This is a genomic window from Plantibacter sp. T3, from assembly GCF_902506515.1.
Taxonomy (GTDB): Bacteria; Actinomycetota; Actinomycetes; order Actinomycetales; family Microbacteriaceae; genus Plantibacter; species Plantibacter auratus.
Window position 1 is genome coordinate 46,622 of record NZ_LR733286.1, and the last position, 22,727, is coordinate 69,348.

The following is a 22,727-nucleotide window of genomic DNA, read 5'->3' on the forward strand; positions in this document are numbered from 1 at the left end:
CGCCACTTCCCGGATCGCGGGACCGCAACTGCCCACCGGCAGGCGGGATCACCCCGAGCGCACCGCGCACGATCCGTCGTAGCATCATCACTCCCGAGGACCTCGCACTCATGTCTCTTGCAGCCGTTCAGACCACCCGCCCCACCCGCCAGCTCACCGCCGTCGAGGACGCACCTCGGGCCGCGACCCCGCACGTCCGCGCCGTTCCGGCCGGCCCTGAAGCCCGAGGCTTCGTCCTCTACGTCGGTCTCGACGAGGCGAAGGCGGCGGCCGCCGGCACGAGCCTCGGTGAGATCGTCGAGGCCATCAAGGCCCTGACGGCCCAGTTCGCCCCGGAGGCCGAGACGCACGCGGCCGTCGCCCTCGCCCCCCGCGGTGCCGGCGGACGCGACCTCGACGTGGTCCGGCTCGCCCTCCAGGACCCCTCGGCACTCGCGGCCCACCGCGACGAGGTCGATGAGGAGGAGCAGGACCGCGCCCACGCCGGTGTCGTCGTCGACATCTCCCGGAAGCGCCTCGTCCTCGACAACGAGGCTGCGCCGCTCACGTACAAGGAGTTCGAGCTCCTCCAATACCTCGTCCTCCGCGAGGGACGCACGATCGAGCGCGCGGAGCTCATCTCCTCGCTGTGGCGTGCCGGCGACGACGAAGAGGTCCCGAACGAGCGGACCATCGACGTCCACGTGCGTCGCCTGCGCGCCAAGCTCGGCCGCTACGAGGACATCGTCCGTACCGTGCGCGGTGTCGGCTACCGCTTCGACCGCCACGCGGACGTCTCCATCCGCTACGCCAGCACCCCGTCGCCCGACCTGTTCTAAGCCGGTTCGGCGGCCCCACCGACGAGACGACGGGCCCGGTGAGTGGGTGTTCCACTCGCCGGGCCCGTCGGACGTCCTCCGTCAGATGACGCGCGGCTTCTTCGGCTTCTCGCCCGGTGCCGGGACCGGACGCATCGCGAGCTTCCACACGCCGAAGACGGCGATCGCGCCGGCGACGACGAAGAGCACGAGCGCGAACCAGGGCGCGCTGGCCGCCTCACCGAGCACGACGATGCCGATGCCGACGGCGACGAGTGGGTCGACGACAGTGAGGCCCGCGACCACCAGGTCTGGCTGTCCGCTCTGGTGGGCCTTCTGGACGAAGAACCCGCCCACCCCGGCGGCGACGAGCAATGCGATGATGCCGACGACGGTGAGACCCTCGAAGTTCTGCGTGATGACCCGGTTGATGACGACCTTCGCGAGGGTCACGACGAAGCCGTACAGGACGCCTGCCGCGACCACGTAGAACACCGTGTGCAGCTTCCGGCGCCACAGGGCATAGGCACCCGCGAGGGCGAGGGTCACCACGGTCAGCATGATGAGGATGATGATGAGCTGCGGCTGACGGATCGGCTCCTCCACCGCGTAGAGCGCGGCGACGATCACGAAGAGGCCGATACCGGCGACGCACAGCACCATCGCGCGGGTCTGCTCCTTGGTGATCTTGACCCGGGTGACCCTGGCGTTCAACAGTGCCGTGATCACGAGGGCGATCGCCCCGAGCGGCTGCACGACGATGAGCGGCGCGAAGGCCAGCGCGACGAGCTGGAAGACGATGGCCAGGCCGAGCAGCAGGGTGCCGATGAGCCAGGACGGGCGACCGAGCAGCTGCGGGAGCTGCTTCAGCCCGAACGCCGACGAGGCCGCCTCGACCTTCCCGACGCCCCGGGACTGGAGCTGGGTCCCCACCGCCAGGAAGAAGGCGCCGACGAGGGCGATCGGGATGCCGATCGCCTGGTACGGCGTCACGCTGATCGTCGGGATGTCGAGATCGACCGCCGCCCGAGCGGACTGCGCGACGATGCCGACCGTACCCGACAGCAGCAGGGCGCCGGCCGCGAGGACCGGGAACGACGTCGCCGCCATCACTTCGCCGCCGCGCTCGTGCCGACGGCCGCCGTCTCGGCGTCACCGAGTTTGTTCTCCGGGACCACCTTGGAGTCCTGGCTCGGGAAGACGACCTTCTGCACGATGATGATGATCGACGCGGCGACCGGAATCGCGACGAGGGCGCCGAGGATGCCGCCGAGGGCACCGCCACCGAAGGCCGCGATGACGACGAGGGCGCCGGGGACGGCGACCGCCTTGTTCATGATGCGCGGGCTCAGGACGTACGCCTCGATCTGCATGTAGATCAGGTAGTAGATGATCGCGATGAGCGCGGTGACCGGGGAGACGAAGAGGCAGAGCGCGCTGTTCACGATCGAGGCGCTCAGCGTGCCGACGAGCGGGATCATCGAGCCGATGAACGCCAGCAGGGCGAGCAGCGGCGGGAAGGGCGCTCCGATGATGCTGAGGAAGATGAAGCTCAGCACACCGTTGACGAGCGCGAGCCCGACCTGTCCGACGACGTAGCGTCCGACGGCCTGCGTGATCTCCTCGAGCACCTGCGCGAAGCCCTCGCGGCGGTAGGCGGGGAGGAAGCGGTACGTGACGGCCTTCATCGAGCGCAGCGACGCGAGGAAGTACAGGGTCAGGATGAGGACGATGATCGAGCCGGTGATGCCCGATGCGACGCCCGCACCGACCGCGACGATGCCGCCACCGATGTTCAACAGGTTGTTGGGGTCCTTGAGGAAGGAGAACGCGTCGTTGAGCGCCGAGTCGATGTCGAGGGTGTTCCCGATCGTGTTCTGGACCCACGCGACGAAGTCGCTGTTCAGGAACTGCTGCGAGATCCGGGGGTAATCGCTCACGAAGTTGGAGATCTGCGTCACGAGCAGCGGCACGATGGCGAAGATGATGCCGACGAACGCGCCGATCACGGCGAGGAAGACGACGGCGATGGCGAGGCCGCGCGGCAGCTTCTGCTCGAGCCAGGAGACGAGCGGGTCCAGGCCGAGCGCGATGAACAGTGCGACGCCGACGTAGATGAGCGTGGTGCTGAGCTGCGTGACGATGCTGCCGATCACGAGCGCGACGAGCACGCCGATACCGCCGACGAGGCCGATGCGGAACGCGTTGATGCGCACGCTCGGAGCCGAGGGCTGGAGGGCCGCGACCACGGCGGCCGACGGCGGTGAGGAGGCTGCAGCCTTCGCCGCGCGCTCCTGCTTGGCCTCCTGGTGCTTGGCGCGCCTGGCCTCGCGCTCCTCCGGGGTGGAGGAGAACCCGGGCAACCGGAGTTTGGGGGTCTTCATCGTGCGGTCTCCTCGGTGGTGATGCGATCGTGGTGCGATCGTGGTGCTGGGGCGTTCACATGGATCGCCGCTCTGTGCCTACAGTAGTGAGACGGAGCCCGGCTCGCAGATGTCACGGTCGGGTGTGACGAAACCGCCGGAAGTTGTCTCGGCCGGCACAGAGAGGCGGCAGGCGGTGGGTGTCGATCCAGTGCGCACGTCGGGTGGCCTCCTCGAGCAGGCGACCGACCGGACCCTCGTCGAACGGTGCGTCGACGGCGACACCCGCGCGTTCCAGGTGCTCATCACGCGCTACGGCAGGATGATGAAGGCGTACGCCGTGCGACTCACGCGATCCTCGGCGGACGGCGACGACGTCGTCCAGGAGGCGCTCATCTCGGCCTGGAAGCGGATCGACACGCTCGAGGACGGCGCGATGGTGAAGAGCTGGCTGATGCGCATCGTCAGCCGCCGGGCGATCGACCTCATGCGGCAGCGTAAGGACACCGAGTCGACCGACGACGCCATCATCGAGGCCCCGGAGCGCGACGGTCCCGAGCGGCGAGCCGAAGCATCGTCGCAGCTGGGAGCTCTGTCAGCAGCGCTCGACAGACTGCCGCACGGACAGCACCAGGCTTGGGTGCTCCGCGAGATCGGCGGATACTCGTACGAGGAGATCGCCGAACAGCTGGGGCAGAGCGTCGCCAGCGTCCGAGGGAGTCTTGCACGGGCTCGGGCGACACTGGTCAAGGACATGGAGGGGTGGCGATGAACACCGAAATTCCGGGCTCCGGACCGGGCGAACCGGGCGGTTGCGCGCACGGCATCGACGCCCTCACGGACTACCTCGAACGCGACATGCTGCCGGCTGACCCGTCGATCGACGACTCGCCCGAATGCCAGCGGATCCTCCGGTCCCTGCGACGGGTCCGCTCGCTCGCCACGCCATTGCGGGAGGCGGACGAAGCGGCGGTCACCGCACTCGACCAGGACTGGATCCGCGGGATCATGGAGAACATCGGCCGTGAGGCGAAGGCCGGACGCGACATCCCGTTCGCCGCGTCCGACGACGACGCGGCGCTCGTCATCACGGAGGGCACGGTCCGCGGGTTGGTCCGCGGTGCCGGCGACCGCACGCCCGGCGTGCTCGTGGGTCGCTGCGTGCTCGAGGGCGACGTCACCGTGGTCGGTGAACCGATCATGCTCCACGTCACGGTGAGCATCGGTTGGGGGAAGTCAGTCGCCGACACGGTTGCGTTGTTCCGCGAGGAGGTCGCCGCCAGCCTCCGGCAACACACGGACCTCGTCGTGGCAGGACTCGACATCGTCGTCGACGACCTGCACTTCGAGGCCGACGAGATCGGAGAGGTGGGGGACGATGCATGACCTGACGGAGACGGACGACGACCTCGGAGCGCTCGCGAGCTCGCTGGACGACGTGATCCTGGCGATACCGGGCGTCGACGGGTTGACCGCCGTCGAGCCCACACTGCTCCGGGCCGCGAAGGAGGGTGTCGGCGCACTGCTCGGCTCGCCCGACCAGCAGGCACGGGTGAGCGTCAAGCGCGTCCGAGGCGTCCTGACCGTCCACGCCAACATCTCCGTGGCAGCTGAGGCGGCCTCCCCTGCCGTCGCGCAGGCGGTCCACCGCTCCATCGCGGAGCGGCTCCCCTCGTCCACCGGCGAGGGTGCACCGTCCATCACCGTCCGCGTGATCGACGTCGTCCCGAGCGGCTCCCAGGACTGACACGACGGCAGGAGTTCCGCGCCGCGACAGGAGCGCGGATCGGCTTCCGTCCGGCTTTCAGGCGGTCGTCATGCGCTCGCGCTCCGCTCCGGTAGCGCACTCGGACAACTCCCAGCAAAAATAACGTTCTGATAACTACCGCTCGTTACCGATCCGTTATATGGTTTTGGAACGTTAGTTGTTTTGCTGTGGCAGCTGACGGAATGTGATTGCAGGACACTCTTGGTGCAAGGGAAAGAGAGCCGGTCGTAGCCTCTGCGACCGGCTCTCGTCATGTCCGGAGACGATACGGAGCGCAACCACCCCACCTCGACGCACCGCTCGACGGCCGTCCAGGATAGATTCAGGTGGTGGATCGTCGGACGGCAGCGGGAGCAGGTATGGACGAGAGGCGACTCGCGATCGCTGCGTGGGAGTCACTGTTCCGCGCGCAGGTCGACGTGATGCGCCACATCTCGCACGACTTCCCGAGCCACGGCATCTCCCTCAACGAGTACGACGTCCTGCACACGATGTCGCGGGAGCCCGATCGTCGCATCCGTCTGCGCGACCTCAACTCGAGCGTGCTGCTCTCGCAGCCGAGCATCAGTCGCCTGGTCGATCGACTCGTCGCGCGCGGACTGGTCGGCAAGTGCCCCGACCCGGACGACGGCCGCGGCACCCTCGTCCGCATGACCGACGCGGGCTACGACGTCTACCGCGCGGTCGCCATCGCCCACGGTGCGACGATCGCCGAACGCGTGACCACGTCGCTCAGCCCACAGGAGATGGCGACCCTCGCGGCGCTCAGCGACAAGCTCCGCGGAGCGTGAGCCGCGCCGACTGATCCGGCGCGCACGGCCCCCACTGTCGTGTCCGATTTCCGCTCGTCGAACCCGGTGGCGCATGTCAGACTCGGATCATGGACGACACCCGGAGCATGGACTTCGCCGAACGCTACCGCGCGATCCAAGCCCGCGACCAGCGCTTCGACGGGCAGTTCATCACGGCCGTGAGCTCCACGGGGATCTACTGCCGGCCGTCCTGCCCGGCTCGAACCCCGAAGCCGGAGAACGTCACCTTCTACGCGACGAGCGCCGCGGCGCACGAGGCCGGTTTCCGCGCATGCAAGCGGTGCCTTCCTGAAGCGGTCCCGGGCACGCCCGCCTGGAACCTCGGCAACGACGTCGCCGCGCGCAGCATGCGCCTCATCGCCGACGGCGTCGTCGAACGGGAGGGCGTCCCCGGACTCGCCTCGCGCCTCGGGTACTCGAGCCGGCATCTGACGCGGATCCTCAGCGCCGAGCTGGGCGCGGGTCCACTCGCCCTGGCGCGGGCCCACCGCGCGCAGGGTGCTCGACAGCTGCTGACCGGCACCGACCTCCCCTTCGGTGACATCGCCTTCGCCGCCGGGTTCTCGAGCATCCGGCAGTTCAACGACACGATGCGGGAGGTGTTCGAGCTCACCCCCGGTGAGCTGCGCGCGAAACACCGGACGGTCGGCGAACACGCCTCCGGCTCGATCACCCTGTCCCTGCCGTTCCGCCGCCCGTTCGACGCAGCGGGCGTCTTCGCCTGGCTCGCACCACGGGCGGTGGACGGCGTCGAGCTCGCGGGGCCCGACCACTACGCCCGGCTCCTCGCCCTCCCCGGCGGCACGGCGTGGTTCGAGGTGCGACAGCTCGGCGACGACCTCCGACTCACTGCAGAGGTGACGGACCTCGCCGACCTGCCGGTGCTCGTCTCGCGGGTCCGTCGACTCTTCGACCTCGACGCCGACCCGACGTCGGCCGACGCCGTCCTCGCGACGGACCCGCGTCTCGCCGCCTCGGTCGCGGCCACACCCGGCATCCGACTCCCCGGGGCGGTCGATCCGGAGGAGATGCTGGTCCGGGCGATGGTCGGCCAGCAGATCACCGTGGCCGCGGCGCGCACCCAGCTCCGCCGTCTCGCGGACGAGGTGAGCACGACGGTCCCCGAACGACACGGACTGCACCGGCTCTTCCCGACGGCGACGCAGATCGCGAACGGCGGGGAGGCCGCACTCGTCGGGCCCCGAGCGCGGATCGACAGCCTGCTCGGCGTCGCGCGGGCACTCGTGTCCGGTGAACTCACGATCGGCTTCGGCGACGACCGCGACGAGCTCCGGACGCGCCTGCTCGCCATGAAGGGGATCGGCCCCTGGACGGCCGACTACGTCAGCATGCGGGTGCTCGGCAACCCCGACGCCTTCCTGCCCGGCGACGTCGCCGTCCGCACGGGTGCCGGCCGGCTCGGCTTGCCGTCCGACGCCCGCTCCCTCACCGCGGAAGCGGACGCCTTCGCACCGTGGCGCTCCTACCTCTGCCTCCACCTGTGGAAGGCGGCCTCCGCACCGGCACCGACCGCCGCACCATCAGCCCTCGAGAAAGGTCCAGCAGCATGACCACCATCATCTCCAGCACGAGCGCCCGCCGCGGTGACGGCCGGGCGTCCGGCGCGCAGCTCACCGCGACCAGCCAGACCGTCGACACTCCGGACGGCCCCTTCACAATCCTCGCGCGGGAGGACGGAGCGGTGCTCTCCTCAGGCTGGTCCGACGACATCGGCGTCATGCTCGAACGGATCAGGCCAGCCGACCGCCCCGGCGAGACCGTGGCGGGGACGATCGCGGCGATGGACGCCGTCCGGGCGTACTACGACGACGACCTGGCGGCAATCGACCTCGTACCGGTCGCCCAGTTCGGTGGCCCGTTCCGCACGCACGCCTGGACGGTGCTGCGGACGATCGCCGCAGGACACCCGGTGACGTACACGGAGTTCGCCGCGGCGAGCGGTCGGCCGTCGGCGGTCCGCGCTGCGGCGAGCGCCTGCGCGACGAACGCGCCCGCCCTGTTCGTCCCGTGCCACCGTGTCCTCCGGACCGACGGGACGCTCGGTGGGTTCGCGTGGGGACTCGACGTCAAGCGGTCGTTGCTCGACCGCGAGGCCGCGCTGAGCTGAGCGCACCCGGGAACAGGGAACACGGTCCCTGAGCACCCATCCACGGACCCTGAGCACTTATCCACGGTCCCCGAGCAACCATCCACGGTCCCTGAGCAACCATCCACGGTCCCTGAGCAACCATCCACGGTCCCTGAGCCTGTCGAAGGGCGGGGCTTCCCCGTGGGCACTTCGACAAGCTCAGTGACCGAGGATGGCACAGTGACCGGGAGGTGGCACAGTGACCGGAAGATGGCACAGTGACCGAAAGAGGAGACACCGGAGCACGCGGGCACCCATCCACGGTCCCTGAGCCTGTCGAAGGGCGGCGCCTCCCCGCGGGCACTTCGACAAGCTCAGTGACCGGAAGAGGGCTCAGTGACCGGAAGAGTTCAATGACCGGAACGGGCGGGTCCGGTCAACCCTGCGGAGCAGACGGATCGTCCGCGTAGGCTGACGGGATGGCTGCCCCGACGATCGTATGGTTCCGCGACGACCTCCGCCTGGCCGACAACCCCGCGCTGCACGCAGCAGTCGAGTTCGGCGCGCCGATCCTCTGCCTGTTCGTCCTCGACGACAGTGAAGAACTGCGACCGCTCGGCGGCGCGTCCCGCTGGTGGTTGCACCACAGCCTCGAGGCGCTCGGCGACGACATCCGCGGTCTCGGCGGCACGCTGCTCCTCCGATCCGGGAGTGCGGCGACCATCGTGCCCGAACTCGCCCGCTCGATCGGTGCCGGCGCCGTCCTGTGGAACCGTCGCTACGGCGCGGCCGAGCGGGAGATCGACGCCGGGATCAAGTCGGAGCTGAAGGATGCCGGGCTCGACGCGCGCAGCTTCGCCGCGAACCTCCTCGCTGAGCCGTGGGAGATCGTCACCGGACAGGGGCAGCCGTATTCGGTGTTCACCCCGTTCTGGAAGGCCTCGCTGCAGCGGCACGCGGCGAACCCGCCGAGACACCCCCTCCCCGCGCCGACCGCAATGACCGCCATGGCCGAACCGCCCTCGGGCGACGAGCTCGGCTCCTGGAACCTGCTCCCGACGAAGCCGGACTGGGCGGCCGGACTCCGGGAGCAGTGGACGCCCGGTGAGGCCGGCGCCGACGCGCGGCTCGCCGAGTTCCTCGACGACGGCGTCACGGGCTACGCGGAGGACCGCGACTTCCCGGCCCAGCCGTCGACCTCCGGGCTCTCCCCGCACCTCCGCTTCGGCGAGATCAGCTCGCCGCAGATCTGGCACGCCGCCCGCGACGGCCGGCGGCACCTCGGCGACGACGGCGCCACCTTCCTCAAAGAACTCGGCTGGCGCGAGTTCGCCTACCACTGCCTCTTCGCTTTCCCGGACCTCGCGACGCGCAACTGGCGTCAGGCCTTCGACCGGTTCCCGTGGCCGGACGTCGACCAGGACGCCTTCGACGCCTGGACCGCCGGGAGGACCGGGATCCCGCTCGTCGACGCCGGCATGCGGGAGCTCTGGGCGACGGGCACCATGCACAACCGGATCCGGATGGTGACGGCATCGTTCCTCACCAAGAACCTGCTCATCCACTGGAAGCTCGGCGAGGACTGGTTCTGGGACACGCTCGTCGACGCCGACCCGGCGTCCAACCCCTTCAACTGGCAGTGGGTGGCCGGCAGCGGCTTCGACGCCTCGCCCTACTTCCGGATCTTCAACCCGGAACGGCAGCGCGAACGCTTCGACGCCGACGACGCGTACATCAAGCGGTGGGTGCCCGAGTTCGGCACGCCCGACTACCCCGAGCCGATCGTCGACCTCGGCGAGACGAGACAGGCTGCGCTCGCGGCGTACGAGCAGGTCAAGGGGGCGTAGCTCCGGGCCGTCGTTCTTCGACCCTTCGACAGGCTCAGGGACCGGGGTGGGGCTCAGGGACCGCGTGGATCGGACCGTGAGTCAGTCGACCCTTCGACAAGCTCAGGGACCGGGGTGGACGCTCAGGGACCGGGGTGGACGCTCAGTTACCGAGATGGCGCTCAGCGGGTGCGGAAGAGACCGGCACGCTGGGCCGCGGCGATCGCCGCCGAGCGGTTCGACACGTCGAGCTTCGTGTAGATGTGCGCGAGGTGCGACTTCACCGTCGTCTCCCCGACGTGCAGTCGCCCGGCGATCTCGAGGTTGGTGAGGCCCTCGGCCGCCCGCGCGAGCACCTCGATCTCCCGCGCGCTCAGCGCCTGTTGCGGTGCGCTCACCCGAGCGACCAGCCGGGTCGCCACGGCCGGCCCGAGCACCGAATTCCCGCCGGCCGCCGAGCGGATGCCGTCGATGAGGTCCTCCGGGGCGGCGTCCTTCAACAGATACCCCGCGGCTCCGGCTTCGATCGCCCCGAGGATGTCGGCGTCGGAGTCGTAGTTCGTCAGCACGAGGACCGACGGACCGCCCGGCAGCGACGCGATCTCCCTCGTCGCATCGATCCCCGTCGGACCGTCGCCGAAGCTCAGGTCCATGAGGACGAGGTCGGCGCCGGGTGCGGCGGCGACGGCCTCGGCTGCGGTCGACGCGGTCCCGACCACCTCGATGTCGGCGATCGGCGCGAGCACCGCGAGGAGTCCGGCTCGGACGATCGGGTGGTCGTCCGCCACCACGACCCGGATGACCGGCGGCTCCCCGGCATCCGTCGCATCGTCACGCATGGACGTCCCCCTCCGCTCCTGGTGCTGCGAACCGCACGGTGATGGTCGTGCCGGCGCCCGGCGCGCTGCGCACCTCGACCTCGCCACCCAGTTCGGTGATGCGACGGCGCATGGACATCATGCCGAACGAACCGCCCGCAGTGCGCTCGGCGACGCTCGCCGCATCGAACCCCACCCCGTCGTCGTCGATGTCGAGGATGACCTCCTCGTCGAGGTAGGTGAGGGTGACGTCCGCCCGGCTCGCTCCGGCATGCCGGACGACGTTCGCGAGACTGCTCTGCGCGGTCCTGAGGAGCGCGGTCGTCACCGGCGTGCCGAGGACGAACGCATCGCCGGTGACCGTCGTGGAGACCGGCGTGCCGCTCTGGGCGGTCGTCGTCTCGGCGAGCCGACCGAGCGCGTCCGCGATCGTCGCGCCGACCAACGCCGGCGGGCTCAGCTCGTCGATGAGGCTGCGCGTCTCGGCGAGGGCCGTCGCCGCGGCGTCCCGCGCCAGACCGATGTGCGAACGCAGCTGCTCGGTGCCGGGCTGCTCGACGGCCGAGCGCTCGGCCGCGTGCAGGAGCAGTTGGATGCTCGACAGGGCCTGGGCGACCGTGTCGTGGAGGTCGGCGGCGAGGCGCTCGCGCTCCGCCAGCTTGCCCGCCTGCCGACCGCGCTCGGCGAGTTCCTCGCGTGCTGCGACGAGCTCGGCGATGAGTCGCTCCCGCTCGGCCGCCTCCCGGGCCAGCGCCTCGTAGCCGAGTCCGATCGCGACGGCCACGGCCGCACCGACGAGCGGGCCGACGACTCCCCCGACGCTGAAGCCGGCGTGCAGACCGATCGCCACCACCGCGGCGATGGTGGCGGTCACGACGGCGGGCACCGCGACGGCCCTGGGGAGGAGGTGCAGATAGAGGAAGAACAACGGGAAGACCAGGTAGGCGGCATCCGGGCTGAGGAGCACGAGGACCACCCACTCGACGCTGAGCAGCACCAGCCAGACGAGGACGGACACCCGACCTCGACGCACGCCGACAGGAGCAGCGTCGCGATCGGTGGTGCCGCTGACGGCCACCGCACGGCGGACCCGACCGCCGAGGATCGCGCCAGCGGCGTAGGTGAGCAGCATGACGACCGCGAGGACGATCGCCGCGAGGCCCGCTTGGCCACCGACCGAGACGGATCGCGCGATCACGAGCACGATGAGTGCGGTGACGAGGCCGTGGAGGCCGAGCTGCAGGCCGGTGAACACGGGGCTGAGTGCCGAGTGCTTCATCCGCCCAGCGTACGGCGGGGATCGTCCTCGCGAATCATCAGAAAGGTGGAACGTCGCCTCCACCTGACCGCGCCGGAGGACCGTCCCGTCCGACGATGCCCGGCGTCGGCGACGCGGCGAGGCTGGAATCCTGCCGCACCACGGAGACGCCGTCGGGCGGCGGACAAGGAGTCCCATGTTCGTCGCCTGGCGCGACATGCGCTTCGCCACCGGTCGCTTCGTGCTGATCGGGGCGGTCGTCGCCCTCATCACCCTGCTCGTCGGATTCCTCAGCGGCCTCACCGCAGGGCTGGCGAACCAGAACATCTCGGCGATCACCGGGCTGGGTGCGTCGAGCATCGTCCTCGCGGCCCCGTCCGACGGCGAGCAGGCGACGTTCGCGGACTCCGCGATCGACGCGGACGCGGCCACCACGTGGGCTGCGGTCCCCGGGGTGGACGGTGTCCAGGAGCTCGGCATCAGCCAGACGCGGATGACCACGGACGATGCGCGCACCTCCGTGGCGCTGTTCGGGATCAGCGGTGACGCCGTCGCGGGTCGCGCTGCCGAGGTGCCGGCCGACGGGACCGCCCGCCTGAGTCGGGCCGCCGCGATGGCCCTCCACGTCTCCCGAGGCGACACCGTCTCGATCGGTGGCAGCGAACTCGAGGTCGGATCGGTCGTCGACGACCAGTGGTACAGCCACACGCCGGTCGTCTGGACGAGCCTGTCGGAGTGGCGGTCGCTACAGGCCGCGCAAGGGTCCCCCGGCGACGGGGTGACCGCGCTCGCCATCACCGGGAACCCGAGCGCCCATGCGGTGGCGGGAGCGGAGCAGGCCACCGGCACGGTGTCAAAGGACGTCCTGTCGTCCCTGCTCGCGATCGGCTCGTTCCGCTCCGAGATCGGATCGCTCCTCCTCATGGTCGCCATGCTGTTCGGGATCTCCGCGCTCGTCATCGGAGCCTTCTTCACGGTGTGGACAATGCAGCGCGCGGGCGACGTGGCGATCCTCAAAGCGCTGGGCGCGACGACCCGTCGGCTGTCGCTCGATGCGCTCGGCCAGGCGCTCGTCCTCCTCGTCCTCGGCGTCGGACTCGGCATCGGTATCACCGCCGCACTCGGTTCCGCGGCTGGCACGGCGCTGCCGTTCGTCCTCAGCCCACTGACGACGCTCGTGCCCGGGGTGATCATGATCGCCCTCGGCCTGATCGGCGCGGCGTTCGCCCTACGGTCGATCCTCTCGGCCGACCCGCTGACCGCGCTCGGCGGCAACCGGTGACCGCGCACGCCCTCCCCGCATCCTTCCTCGCACCCACCCTCGTCACCATCGGAGTCACCGCATGATCTCGCTCACCGACGTCACCCTCACCTTCCCCGACGGCGACCACCGCGTCACCGCCGTCGACCACGCGACCCTCACCGTCCCGGCCGGGACCGTCACCGCGCTCACCGGGCCCTCGGGCTCCGGGAAGTCGAGTGTGCTCGCCGTCGCGGCCGGCCTCATCCGGCCCGACAGCGGCCTCGTGGAGGTGGCCGGGGTCGACGTCACCTCCCTCGACCGCCGGGCGGCCACCGACTTCCGCCGCACGAGGCTCGGCATCGTGTTCCAGCAGGCCAACCTGCTGCCGTCGCTCACGGCCCTCGAGCAGCTGTGCGTCCTCGGGACACTCGGTGGCCGCGCGTCGCGGGCCGACCGGACGCTCACCCGCGAGCGGGCCGCGATGCTGCTCGCCGCCGTCGGGCTCGCCGACCAGGCGGGCAAGCGGCCGCACCAGCTCTCCGGTGGTCAGCGGCAGCGGGTCAACATCGCGCGCGCCCTCATGAACGAGCCCGACGCCCTCGTCGTGGATGAACCGACCAGTGCGCTCGACCACGAGCGGGGATCCACGATCATCGAGCTCATCCTCGAACTCACCGCGACCTCGGGCGCCGCGACGCTGCTGGTCACCCACGATCGGAGCCACCTCGACCGCATGGACCAGGTGCTCGTCATGGAGGACGGCCGGCTCAGCGCTGCCGCCGACGCGCTGGCCCTGCGGTCCTGAGGTCCACCGTCGCCCGGCGGTAGGGTGAGGTCACGTCGAGAGAGGACCGCCATGCGCCGTGCGACCCGTGGGTTGACCGTGATCGCGATCGTCGGCGCCGTGCTCGGCACGAGTGCCTGCACCGGTGGCGCGGATTCGCCCTCCGGTCAGAGCTCCGCGAGCGAGGCCGGTGTGATCGCACCCGTCATCGTGCAGCTCGTCGATCAGGACGGCCGCACCATCACCGTCGGCCTCGACAACGTGGTGGACCTCGTCGCCGTCGATCCGACCGTCTGGTCCGCGAAGGTCGAGGATCCGTCGATCGCGGAGTACGTGCCGGGCGGATCCCGCGGCGGCGCGTCGTTCAACCCCGGTCTGCAGCCGCTCGAGGTCGGGAGCACGACGGTGACGCTGACGAACAGCTCCGACGATTCGACCGTCGTCCTCACGCTCGAGGTCGTCGACCGGTCCTGAGCCGGGGACGCTCGGACGAACCGAACCGGTCCCTGAGCCTGTCGAAGGGCGCACCCACCCCAGTCCCTGAGCCTGTCGAAGGGCGCACCCACCCCGGTCCCTGAGCCTGTCGAAGGGCGCTCAGATGTTGAGGTAGCGGCAGAGGTACGCGGTGGTGACCTCGACCTCGACCTGGAAGCTGCTGCGCCCAGGGACGCTGAACTGCGCATCGGGCCCGAAGTCCTGCCAAGCACTCGTGTTCGGCAGCAGCACGCGGAGCTTGCCGGAGATCACTGACATCTCCTCGGCCTTGCCGGTGGTGAAGGTGTACTCCCCCGGCTCCATCACTCCGACGCTGGCCGACTCCGCACCGGGCTCGTTCGTGGTGAAGCCGATCGACTTCACGTTGCCGTCGAAGTACTCATTGCTCGTCAGCATCAGGGGCCTCTCGTCGTGGTCCGGGACCGCGGCGGCGGATCCGGCCTTCATCGTATCGGCTCGGCGAAGAACGCCTCCTCGTGCGCGGCCGAGGCCAGGAACGCCCGTCGCATCGTCTCCCGGCCGGCCTCGTCCGCACGAGCTGCCGCCCCGGCGACGATCTCGATCGCCCGGGCGTTCGCCGTCGCGAATGCGGGGTCGGCGTACGTGTCGAGCCACGCCGCGAACGGATGCTCCGCGTGCGATGCGCCGACGAGCCGCTCGCCGAGATCCTGATAGATCCAGTAGCAGGGCAACACGGCGGCGACCACCCGACCGTAGTCGCCGTCGACGGTCGCCGCGTGCAGGTGGTCGAGGTAGGCCGTGGTCGTCGCCGACGGCTCCACATCCATACCGCCGACGGCATACGTGCTGAGCCAGGTGCGATGCAGCTCCATCTCGGCCTCGATGGAGCCCGCCGCGCCGGTCGCCCAGAACACCTGTTCCTCGGCCGTCGGCGCCAGTGCACTCGCTCGCGCAAGGACCCGCGAATAGGCCCGCAGGTAGATCGCGTCCTGCTGCAGGTACCAGGCGAACCGGGCTGGATCGAGGGTGCCGTCCGCGAGCGTCGTCACGAACGGCAGGTGGTCGATCCGGTCCCGCAGCTCGGCGATGTCCTCCCACCAGCCCGTGAGGATGTCGGCGCCGTCCTGGCGGCCCGAGGTCATCCCGGCCGACGCCCAGAGCTCGGCGAAGTGGCTGATCGGGCCGTTGCCCGAGCCGACCGCGAGCGCGTCCGCGTGCCGGAGGCTCGACGTGAGCCAGGACTTCGCCTCGCCCAGTGCCTCGGTCCAGGTCCCCGACTGGGCGACGAGGGTGGCCATCGCGCTCGACAGGGAGCATCCGGTTCCGTGGGTGTTCCGTGTGTCGACTCGAAGACCGTCGAACTCGACGAGTGATCGGCCGCCACCCAGACCGCCGGTGGCGTCGACGAGCGCATCCGGGCACGCGGTCGTCCCCGTCAGGTGCCCGCCCTTCACGAGCACGATCACGCCCGCTTGCACCGAGACCCGTTCCGCCTGGGCGAGTGCGTCGGCCCAGCTCGTCGCCACCGGCTCGTCCGCGAGGACGGCGAGCTCGGGGAGGTTCGGGGTGACGAGGTCGACGTGCGGGAGGAGCGCGCGCATGGCCGCCTCAGCGTCGCGGTGGAGGAGGCGGTCGCCGCTCGTCGCCACCATCACCGGGTCGAGGACGACGGGTCCGGTCACCGTCTCCTGCAGCCAGGTCGACACGGTGTCGATGATCGCGACGTCGCCCAGCATCCCGATCTTGACCGCGTCGATCACGACGTCGTCCGCGACCGCGTCCAACTGCTCGCGGAGGAACCCGACGGGCGGGGTGTGCACGGACCGGACGCCCCGGGTGTTCTGGGCGACGAGCGCGGTGACGACCGCCATGCCGTATCCGCCGTTCGCGGCGATGCTCTTGAGGTCGGCCTGGATCCCGGCACCACCGGTCGGGTCGGTCCCGGCGATGCTCAGCACCCGGGGTGTGTCCCGGACCGTGACAGGTCGTCGACCGCGCACCCGGTCCGAGCTCGACGACTCCGGCGCCGTCGTCTGTTCCACGGCGCTCATGCCGAGACCTCGATCCAGGCGCTGCGGAACGCCCGGGCGGCGGCCGCCGGATCGTCGGCGGCGCAGATGGCGGAGACGACGGCGAGACCAGCGGCACCGGCAGCGTGGAGCTCGACCGTGTCCTCCAGTGACACCCCACCGATCGCGACGCACGGGAGTGGGGTCGCGGCGGCGATCGCGGCGAACCCCTTCACGCCGAGCGGCTCCGGGTGGTCCGGCTTCGTCGTCGTCGGGCGGATGACGCCGACGCCCAGGTAGTCGGCGGTCCCGGGAGGCAGCGCTGCGACCGCATCGAGGTGCGCCGGGGTGTTCGCCGTCAGCCCCACGACGGCGGCCTGTCCCACGATGCGACGCACGGCGTCGACCGGGAGATCGCTCTGACCCACGTGGACACCGTGGACGACTGCACCGGCGGAACGGGCGGCGAGGAACACGTCCACCCGATCGTCGACGAGCAGCAGCGCCCGCCCGGCGACGACCTCTGCAGCACGAACGGTCAGCTCGAACAGCTCTCGCGCCGACGCGGTCTTCTCCCGCAGCTGGACCGCGGTCACCCCGCCGTCGACGGCTCGGCGCACGACGTCGAGGACACCGCGATCGCCGCTGGCCGAGGCGTCCGTGACGAGGTAGGTCGCGATGCCGCGGCGCACGAGCTCGGCGTGCGAACGGGCCGCGAGGACCCGGTCCGCGGTGGTCGAGGCGCTCACGCGATCACCGCCAGGCTGCGGACGGTGTCGGCATCGAGGAGGTGGAGGTGGTCGAGGAAGGCGGGAGCGAAGGAGCCGGGGCCACGGCTCTCCGCAGCCGCCAGCTGCGCGGCGACCGTGTACGCGGTGGTCGCCGCGACCGTCGTCAGCAGCCGGTCGTCGTCGAGTGACGCGAAGGCGGCGAGTACGGCACCGAGGGCACAGCCACCGCCCGTCACGAGGGTGAGCCAGGCATGTCCGTTCGAGCAGCGGACGATGCGCTCACCGTCGGTGATGACGTCCGTCGGCCCGGAGATCGCGACGACGGCACCCGAGGTGCGGGCGATCGCGGTGGCCGCCTCGATCGCACTGTCGACCGAGTCGGTGCTGTCGACCCCGCGACCGCCGGCGCCCAGTCCGGCGAGCGCGATGATCTCGCTGGCGTTGCCGCGGACGATCGTCGGCCGGAGGGCGAGGAGTTCGGCGGCGAGCGCCGTCCGCACCGGCAGGAAGCCGACGGCGACGGGGTCGAGCACCCACGGGGTGCCGGCGTCGTTCGCGGCGGTGGCGGCCTCGACCATGGCTTCGCGCTGCTCCGCCTGCGGCGTCCCGAGATTGAGGAGCACCCCGGAGGCGATGCGGGCGAACGGTCCGGCCTCGGTGGGGATGTCGGTCATCGCCGGGGCGGCGCCGATGGCGAGTAGGACGTTCGCGGTGAAGTTCGTCACCACGGCGTTCGTGATCGATTGGACGAGCGGCGTGCACTCGCGCAGGCGGTCGAGGAGGTCCCCGGAGGCGCTCGCGAACTCGCCGACGGACGGCTCGTCGGTGGACGGGTGGGCAGACTGCTGCGGTGTGCGAATGCTCATTCGCGACATCCCTTCGCTCGGACTAACGAGATCAGGTTCGACGGGTGTGTTCTCAGCCGATCGTCGTGGGATCGGCACCCCGTGTCACTCGCGACCACCCTAGCGGGTCGGCCCGGCTTCCCGTCCAGCGGGCGGGCGAGGATGATGGAGGGATGGACTTCTTCGAGCTGGTCACCATCGTCTTCGAGGTCGCCGGTGTCGGGGCGATGGTCGTGGGCTTCGTGATCGCCGTCACCCTCTCGGCCCGCCTGTGGTGGAGCACGCGCGACGGCGCACGGGCTTTCCGGATGCTCCGGGAGACGATCGGCTCGGTCATCCTGCTCGGGCTGGAGATCCTCGTGGCCGCCGACCTCGTGAAGACGGTCACGTCGACGCCCTCGCTGACCGACGCACTCGTCCTGGCGATCATCGTCGTCATCCGCACCCTGCTGAGCTTCTCCCTGCAGATCGAGATCGAGGGCACCCTCCCCTGGAGGCGCCTGGCGACGACCGGCCCCCAGCTGTTCGACCGTGCCGTCAAGCGCGGTGGCGAACGCACGCGGCGTCGCGCCGAGGAGCAGGACGTGTCGATGTCAGCCGATCCGGCAGCGGCGCCGACGGTCGCGGCGCAGGCCGTCCCTGACGATGAGGACGGCTTCCCCGAGCTCCGCAGTCGCAGCTAGTGCGGCGCGGCTAGCGCGCCGCGGAGGTCGCCCAGGTGTCGCGGATGAGGTCGGGCAGCAAGCGCATGTCGTCGAAGACGTGGGTGCCGTCGCCGATGAGGCGCTCGGCGGGCGTCATGCCGCCGGCGTAGGCGTAGACCGTCATGCCGGCCGCGCGGGCAGCGAGGACGCCGACGACGCTGTCCTCGATGACCGCGCACCGCTCGGGGGCCGTGTCGAAGTCGGCGGCGGCATGAAGGAAGAGGTCGGGTGCGGGCTTGCCGACGGCGACGTCGGTCGCGCTGAAGATGCGCCCATCGAAGCGGTCGTGGATGCCCACCTGCCCGAGGTTGCGGACGACGTCGTGCAGCATCCCGTTCGAGGCCACGCACAGCGGCACCCCGGTCGCAGCGATGCCGTCGAGGGCGTCGACGACCCCGTCGACCGCCTCGAGCTCGCGCTCGCAGATGCCGCGGAACATGTCGCTCCAGCGCTGGATCCAGTCGGCCTCGAGCGGCTTCCCGAGACGCTGCTCGACGAGCGTCGCGTAGGTCTCGAGCGAGGCGCCGACGAAGAGCTCCCGCACCTCGGCCTCGGTGTAGTCGCCGCCGACCTCGTTGAGCAGCTGGAGGTTCACCCGGACGGAGATGCGTTCCGTGTCGACGAGCGTGCCGTCGCAGTCGAAGATGACGAGGTCCGGATAGTCGACTGGCATGCTCCGAGCCTAAACGACACCGCCTGCGCTGTGGCCGTGTGCCCTCCGGCGGCGACCTCCGACGGCGGTCGGCGTCATGGTCAGCGGGCCGCGCGGACGCCCTGTCGCTGCCAGGTGACGACCATGCGTCGCGCATACTGGGTCGCCGCGACGAAGTGGCCGAGGAGTCCCAGGAGGATCGCCACGAAGCCGACCCCGCCGAAGACCCGGTAGAGCGCCGACGCCGGATCCCCGCCGCCGAGCGCGAGGCCGATGAGCAGCGCGAAGAAGCCGACGAAGAGGAACACCGTCCGGATCTTGCCGGCGATGCTCACCGGCACCTCGGGCGTCCCGCGGAATGCGACGACGGCGACGAACGCGAGCAGGAGGTCGGGGACGATCATGACCACGAACACCTGCCACGGGATGATCTGCGCGATGGCGAACGACGCGGCGACCACGACCACGGTCAGACGGTCGGCGACCCCGTCGAGCCAGGTGCCGAGCGCGGAGACCGTGCCCATGCGGCGCGCGATCTGCCCGTCGGCGACGTCGCTCAGGAACACCACCGCACCGACGACGAGCGCAGCCCAGTAGGAGCCGGTGATCACGAGGGCGGCGAACACCGGGAGCAGGACGATGCGCCCCGCCGTGATCGCGTTCGGGAGGTTCTTCCAGTCGTCGTCGGAGAACAGCTGCGTCCGGAGGCGCGCGAGCGGCGTCTTCTCGTGCAGGGTCACCGGGATCATCGCCTCGTCGCCGGGGATCGCGGCACCGCGGCGGAATCGGGCGATCGCGACCACCGTGACCACCACGACGAGCGCGAACAGCAGCACCCAGCCGGTGGCACCGAGGTACTGGCGGACCGTGTCGAGTGTGGCGCGGACGAGGGAGCCGACCCCGACGTAGACGGCGGACCAGAGGAGGGAGCCCAGCAGCGACGCCGCGAGGAACGACCGGTAGGGCACGCGGGCGACCCCGGCGGCGGTCGGTGTCAGGCACCGGAGCACGGGGACGAGCCTCGTGAGGAAGACGGCCTGGGCCCCGCGCCGCTCGAGCGCCTCGACCGCGCGGTCCCAGCCGTGGACGCCGAGACGCCGGACGATGGCCGAGTCACGGAGGCGACCGCCGGAACGACGACCGACGAGGTAGCCGAGCTGGTCCCCGAGCGACCCGCCGAGGGCGACCGCGAGGAACAGCACGAGGGCACCGGGGGCGGAGTCGAGCATGGCCGCGAGGAGGAGCACCACCGGTTCACCGGGGACGACGAGGCCGAGCCACAGGCCGGATTCGGCGGTCGTGAACAGGAGCCCGAGGAGCCAGATCAGCGGATCGGGCAGCGCCGTCGCGGCGTCGTTCACCCACCCGATGATGTCCACGGATCCCCGTTCAGCAGTGCGATCCGCACTCCTGGGTGGGGCGCGGCTCGCCCAAGTCTACGGACGAGCCGCGCCCTCCCATCCCCGAGGGGTCGTTCAAACGGTCATTCGCCGGACAGCTCGTCCCGATTCGCGCGTCGACGACGCAGGACGGCCGCGGTGACGACACCTGCGGCGCCGAGCACGAAGAGCGCTCCGGCAGCGACGATCCACGGCATCGCGTCCGCGCCGGTCGAGGGCAGACGACCCGCGTTGCTGGGAACGGCGGGGTTGCTCGGAACGGCGGGGTCGCTCGGCGTCGCCGTTGGGACGGGCGGCACCGGAGCGACCTCATCGGCGACGAGCACGAAGGTGGGCACCGTCTGGACCGCGCCGTCCGTACCGACCACGACGGTGGCCGTCGTGGCACCACCCGCGGGCACCGAATACCCGGCCGGGACGGTCAGCGTGACCTCGTAGCTGCCCGGCGCCAGGTCGGCGAGCCCGTAGGAGCCCTCGGCCGTCGTGGTCAGGGCGACCGGGCCGCCCGGCGTCGTCACCGTGACCGTCGCTGCGGGCACGGGGGCGTCGGTGTCCGTCCGGACGTCGCCGATGACGGTGCCGAGCCGAGCGAGCTCGAAGTCGACCGCGTCCAGATCGGCGCCGGCGAGCTCCTCCGCCCGGGTTGCGGCTCCGGAGACGACGTACCCCTCCGGGGCGACGACCGAGACCTCGTAGGAGCCAGCGGGCAGGAGCGGGAAGCGGTAAGAACCGTCGGCGGCCGTGACGGCGCTCTCGACCCCGTTCGGACCGTCGACGCTCACGGTGACACCGGCCACACCGACTCCACCGGACGTGATCACCCCGCCGAGACTGGGATTCGCGACGAGCACGAAGTCCTGCTCGGTGATGGGTGTCTCGCTCCCGACCGGGACCGTGAAGACGTTCGGCGGGCTCTGCACCGCGTAACCCGCGGGCGGCGTGATGACGACCGTGTGCTCGCCAACCGGCACGGTGTCGAAGAGGTAGTTCCCGTCGGTGTCGGTGGTGACGCTGCCCGCGCCGTCGATCGTGACCGTGGCTCCGACGATCGGCATACCGTCCGTGTCGAGCGCGGTGCCGGACACGGCGACGGGCACGATGTCCCGGACGGTGAAGTCCGCGACGGCGTCGGCGTCCGTGAGGTCCGCGGCGGCTCGTGCGGGACCGTCGGCGATCTTGCCGGCCGGCGGGACGAGTTGCACGGTGTAGCCGTCGGTCGCGAAGTAGCCGGCGAAGGTGTAGGCGCCGCCACCGGCGGTCGTGGTCGAAGCCACCACCCGACCGTCGCGGTCGATGAGGCGGACGCCGACACCGTCCAGCGGGCCGGTGGTCTGGTCGGTCACGGTGCCGGTCACGTCGCGCGCGATCGACGCGAACCATGCCTGGTAGACGGGCGCGCCGAGGCGCTGCTGGAAGGTGAACGTGAGGCTGGAGATCGGGGCGGAGGGTTCGAACCAACCCGCCGCGCCGGCGGTGTCCGCGGCGGCGGCGTTGCCGCGGAGCACCTGCGTCGCCGGGTCCCAGGTGGGGACGTCCGTGGCGGAACCGGTGCAGGACGGCTTGCCGGCCAGACCGGGAGCGCAGTAGTTGAAGCCACCGTTGAACCCGAGCTCGTCAGGGGTGAGCGCGGAACCGTCGGGGCCGATCGCCGTCACGGTGACCTGGTCGGCGTCGATGTCGCCGAGGACGAACGTCCAGCCGGACGGCGGTGTCGGCGTCGCGAAGGAGTAGGTCGTGGTCGAGGGCGACGCCGCGTTGTTCGCCTTCGGCCGGAGGTTCAGGTAGGCCTGACCGCGGCTGCTGCCGTACTTCGCACCGACGGGGGTGGACGCGGCCAGCCAAGTCGTGGTGCCGGGGATGACGCCGATGCTGCCTCCGCCGACCGAGTCGCTCGTCAACGCCGCGGTGAGCTCGGGTTGCCCAGCAAGGGTCATCGTGCCCTGGTACGACCCCGATCCGCCGGAGAGCTCGGACCACGTCGCCCAACTCGAGGTGGTCGCGGCGGAAGCTGCCGGGACGGCTGCGGTGAGGGCGAGCGCGGAGGCTCCGAGCAGGGCGAGCACAGCGGCTCCGATGCGGCGGGTCATGGGCGTCAGGATAAACGGACGCCGGACGTCTCCGGAACCCCGCTGTCCGGTTTGCGAGGGTCACCGCGCAGCGTGGTATGGCGGG

At 70.8% G+C, this 22,727-nt stretch carries 23 protein-coding genes and 1 riboswitch; of the genes, 12 read left to right on the forward strand and 11 right to left on the reverse strand.

Going from position 1 to position 22,727, the window contains the following annotated elements; all coding sequences use genetic code 11:
• Window positions 1-110 precede the first annotated feature (110 nt).
• Window positions 111-818 (forward strand): winged helix-turn-helix domain-containing protein, encoded by a 708-nt coding sequence (locus tag GV015_RS00255; protein WP_079706629.1) that lies wholly within the window; start codon window positions 111-113, stop codon window positions 816-818.
• Window positions 819-899: 81 nt separating this feature from the next.
• On the opposite strand, the gene GV015_RS00260 is transcribed toward GV015_RS00255, so the two are convergent.
• Together GV015_RS00260 and GV015_RS00265 are read right to left on the reverse strand one after the other, a co-directional pair.
• A complete protein-coding gene (locus GV015_RS00260) occupies window positions 900-1,907 on the reverse strand; it encodes a DMT family transporter (RefSeq protein ID WP_159875759.1) in 1,008 nt (335 codons plus the stop codon).
• Window positions 1,907-3,181, reverse strand: coding sequence for an AI-2E family transporter (locus GV015_RS00265; protein WP_079706627.1), 1,275 nt, complete (start codon window positions 3,179-3,181; stop codon window positions 1,907-1,909). Before GV015_RS00265 ends, GV015_RS00260 begins: the two co-directional genes overlap by 1 nt.
• A 175-nt stretch (window positions 3,182-3,356) precedes the next feature.
• Here GV015_RS00265 and GV015_RS00270 point away from each other — a divergent pair, with 175 nt between their 5' ends.
• From GV015_RS00270 to GV015_RS00300, 7 genes are all read left to right on the forward strand, one after another.
• Window positions 3,357-3,932: an RNA polymerase sigma factor gene (locus GV015_RS00270; protein ID WP_236555260.1), complete on the forward strand. Its 576-nt coding sequence runs from the start codon at window positions 3,357-3,359 to the stop codon at window positions 3,930-3,932.
• The gene (locus tag GV015_RS00275; RefSeq protein WP_159875761.1) at window positions 3,929-4,546 is read left to right on the forward strand and encodes an Asp23/Gls24 family envelope stress response protein; all 618 of its coding nucleotides are present in this window, start codon (window positions 3,929-3,931) and stop codon (window positions 4,544-4,546) included. The genes GV015_RS00270 and GV015_RS00275 overlap by 4 nt, the downstream gene beginning before the upstream one ends.
• The gene (locus GV015_RS00280; RefSeq protein ID WP_159875763.1) at window positions 4,539-4,907 is read left to right on the forward strand and encodes a hypothetical protein; all 369 of its coding nucleotides are present in this window, start codon (window positions 4,539-4,541) and stop codon (window positions 4,905-4,907) included. The genes GV015_RS00275 and GV015_RS00280 overlap by 8 nt, the downstream gene beginning before the upstream one ends.
• 380 nt (window positions 4,908-5,287) lie before the next feature.
• Window positions 5,288-5,719 carry a MarR family winged helix-turn-helix transcriptional regulator gene (locus GV015_RS00285; protein WP_085513978.1) on the forward strand — a complete coding sequence of 144 codons (432 nt, stop codon included), beginning with the start codon at window positions 5,288-5,290 and terminating at the stop codon, window positions 5,717-5,719.
• Window positions 5,720-5,808: 89 nt separating this feature from the next.
• On the forward strand, window positions 5,809-7,311 hold the full coding sequence (locus GV015_RS00290; RefSeq protein ID WP_236555261.1) for a DNA-3-methyladenine glycosylase 2: 1,503 nt from the start codon (window positions 5,809-5,811) through the stop codon (window positions 7,309-7,311).
• Entirely contained in the window at window positions 7,308-7,868 is a 561-nt protein-coding gene (locus tag GV015_RS00295) for a methylated-DNA--[protein]-cysteine S-methyltransferase (RefSeq protein WP_159875765.1), read from the forward strand. The genes GV015_RS00290 and GV015_RS00295 overlap by 4 nt, the downstream gene beginning before the upstream one ends.
• 440 nt (window positions 7,869-8,308) lie before the next feature.
• Window positions 8,309-9,676, forward strand: coding sequence for a deoxyribodipyrimidine photo-lyase (locus GV015_RS00300; RefSeq protein WP_159875767.1), 1,368 nt, complete (start codon window positions 8,309-8,311; stop codon window positions 9,674-9,676).
• 161 nt (window positions 9,677-9,837) lie between these two features.
• Here GV015_RS00300 and GV015_RS00305 read toward each other — a convergent pair whose 3' ends face one another.
• Together GV015_RS00305 and GV015_RS00310 are read right to left on the reverse strand one after the other, a co-directional pair.
• On the reverse strand, window positions 9,838-10,494 hold the full coding sequence (locus GV015_RS00305) for a response regulator transcription factor (protein ID WP_159875769.1): 657 nt from the start codon (window positions 10,492-10,494) through the stop codon (window positions 9,838-9,840).
• On the reverse strand, window positions 10,487-11,752 hold the full coding sequence (locus tag GV015_RS00310; protein ID WP_159875771.1) for a sensor histidine kinase: 1,266 nt from the start codon (window positions 11,750-11,752) through the stop codon (window positions 10,487-10,489). The genes GV015_RS00305 and GV015_RS00310 overlap by 8 nt, the downstream gene beginning before the upstream one ends.
• A gap of 175 nt (window positions 11,753-11,927) precedes the next feature.
• Here GV015_RS00310 and GV015_RS00315 point away from each other — a divergent pair, with 175 nt between their 5' ends.
• The 3 genes from GV015_RS00315 to GV015_RS00325 all read left to right on the forward strand — a co-directional run bounded on the left by GV015_RS00315 (window position 11,928) and on the right by GV015_RS00325 (window position 14,232).
• Entirely contained in the window at window positions 11,928-13,013 is a 1,086-nt protein-coding gene (locus tag GV015_RS00315) for an FtsX-like permease family protein (RefSeq protein ID WP_159875773.1), read from the forward strand.
• 61 nt (window positions 13,014-13,074) lie between these two features.
• Window positions 13,075-13,779 carry an ABC transporter ATP-binding protein gene (locus GV015_RS00320; protein WP_159875775.1) on the forward strand — a complete coding sequence of 235 codons (705 nt, stop codon included), beginning with the start codon at window positions 13,075-13,077 and terminating at the stop codon, window positions 13,777-13,779.
• Between the two features lie 51 nt (window positions 13,780-13,830).
• Window positions 13,831-14,232: a hypothetical protein gene (locus tag GV015_RS00325; RefSeq protein ID WP_159875777.1), complete on the forward strand. Its 402-nt coding sequence runs from the start codon at window positions 13,831-13,833 to the stop codon at window positions 14,230-14,232.
• A 120-nt stretch (window positions 14,233-14,352) separates the two neighbouring features.
• On the opposite strand, the gene GV015_RS00330 is transcribed toward GV015_RS00325, so the two are convergent.
• The 4 genes from GV015_RS00330 to thiM form a co-directional block, all read right to left on the reverse strand.
• A complete protein-coding gene (locus GV015_RS00330) occupies window positions 14,353-14,649 on the reverse strand; it encodes a pyrimidine/purine nucleoside phosphorylase (RefSeq protein WP_159875779.1) in 297 nt (98 codons plus the stop codon).
• 47 nt (window positions 14,650-14,696) lie between these two features.
• Window positions 14,697-16,265 carry a bifunctional hydroxymethylpyrimidine kinase/phosphomethylpyrimidine kinase gene (locus GV015_RS00335; RefSeq protein ID WP_159875781.1) on the reverse strand — a complete coding sequence of 523 codons (1,569 nt, stop codon included), beginning with the start codon at window positions 16,263-16,265 and terminating at the stop codon, window positions 14,697-14,699.
• The gene (gene thiE / locus GV015_RS00340; protein ID WP_236555262.1) at window positions 16,262-16,972 is read right to left on the reverse strand and encodes a thiamine phosphate synthase; all 711 of its coding nucleotides are present in this window, start codon (window positions 16,970-16,972) and stop codon (window positions 16,262-16,264) included. The genes GV015_RS00335 and thiE overlap by 4 nt, the downstream gene beginning before the upstream one ends.
• On the reverse strand, window positions 16,969-17,820 hold the full coding sequence (gene thiM, locus GV015_RS00345; protein WP_124767424.1) for a hydroxyethylthiazole kinase: 852 nt from the start codon (window positions 17,818-17,820) through the stop codon (window positions 16,969-16,971). Before thiM ends, thiE begins: the two co-directional genes overlap by 4 nt.
• Window positions 17,812-17,912, reverse strand: a riboswitch (TPP riboswitch). (Overlaps the previous gene by 9 nt.)
• Window positions 17,913-17,972: 60 nt before the next feature.
• On the opposite strand from thiM, the gene GV015_RS00350 reads away from it, so the two are divergent.
• Entirely contained in the window at window positions 17,973-18,482 is a 510-nt protein-coding gene (locus GV015_RS00350) for a DUF1622 domain-containing protein (RefSeq protein WP_159875783.1), read from the forward strand.
• 10 nt (window positions 18,483-18,492) lie between these two features.
• On the opposite strand, the gene GV015_RS00355 is transcribed toward GV015_RS00350, so the two are convergent.
• From GV015_RS00355 to GV015_RS00365, 3 genes are all read right to left on the reverse strand, one after another.
• Window positions 18,493-19,176, reverse strand: a complete 684-nt coding sequence (locus GV015_RS00355; RefSeq protein ID WP_079706612.1) for an HAD family phosphatase — start codon at window positions 19,174-19,176, stop codon at window positions 18,493-18,495.
• A gap of 80 nt (window positions 19,177-19,256) precedes the next feature.
• Complete coding sequence (locus GV015_RS00360; RefSeq protein WP_159875785.1) at window positions 19,257-20,534, reverse strand: CDP-alcohol phosphatidyltransferase family protein; 1,278 nt, start codon at window positions 20,532-20,534, stop codon at window positions 19,257-19,259.
• Window positions 20,535-20,638: 104 nt separating this feature from the next.
• Entirely contained in the window at window positions 20,639-22,642 is a 2,004-nt protein-coding gene (locus tag GV015_RS00365; RefSeq protein ID WP_159875787.1) for a carboxypeptidase regulatory-like domain-containing protein, read from the reverse strand.
• Window positions 22,643-22,727 lie beyond the last annotated feature (85 nt).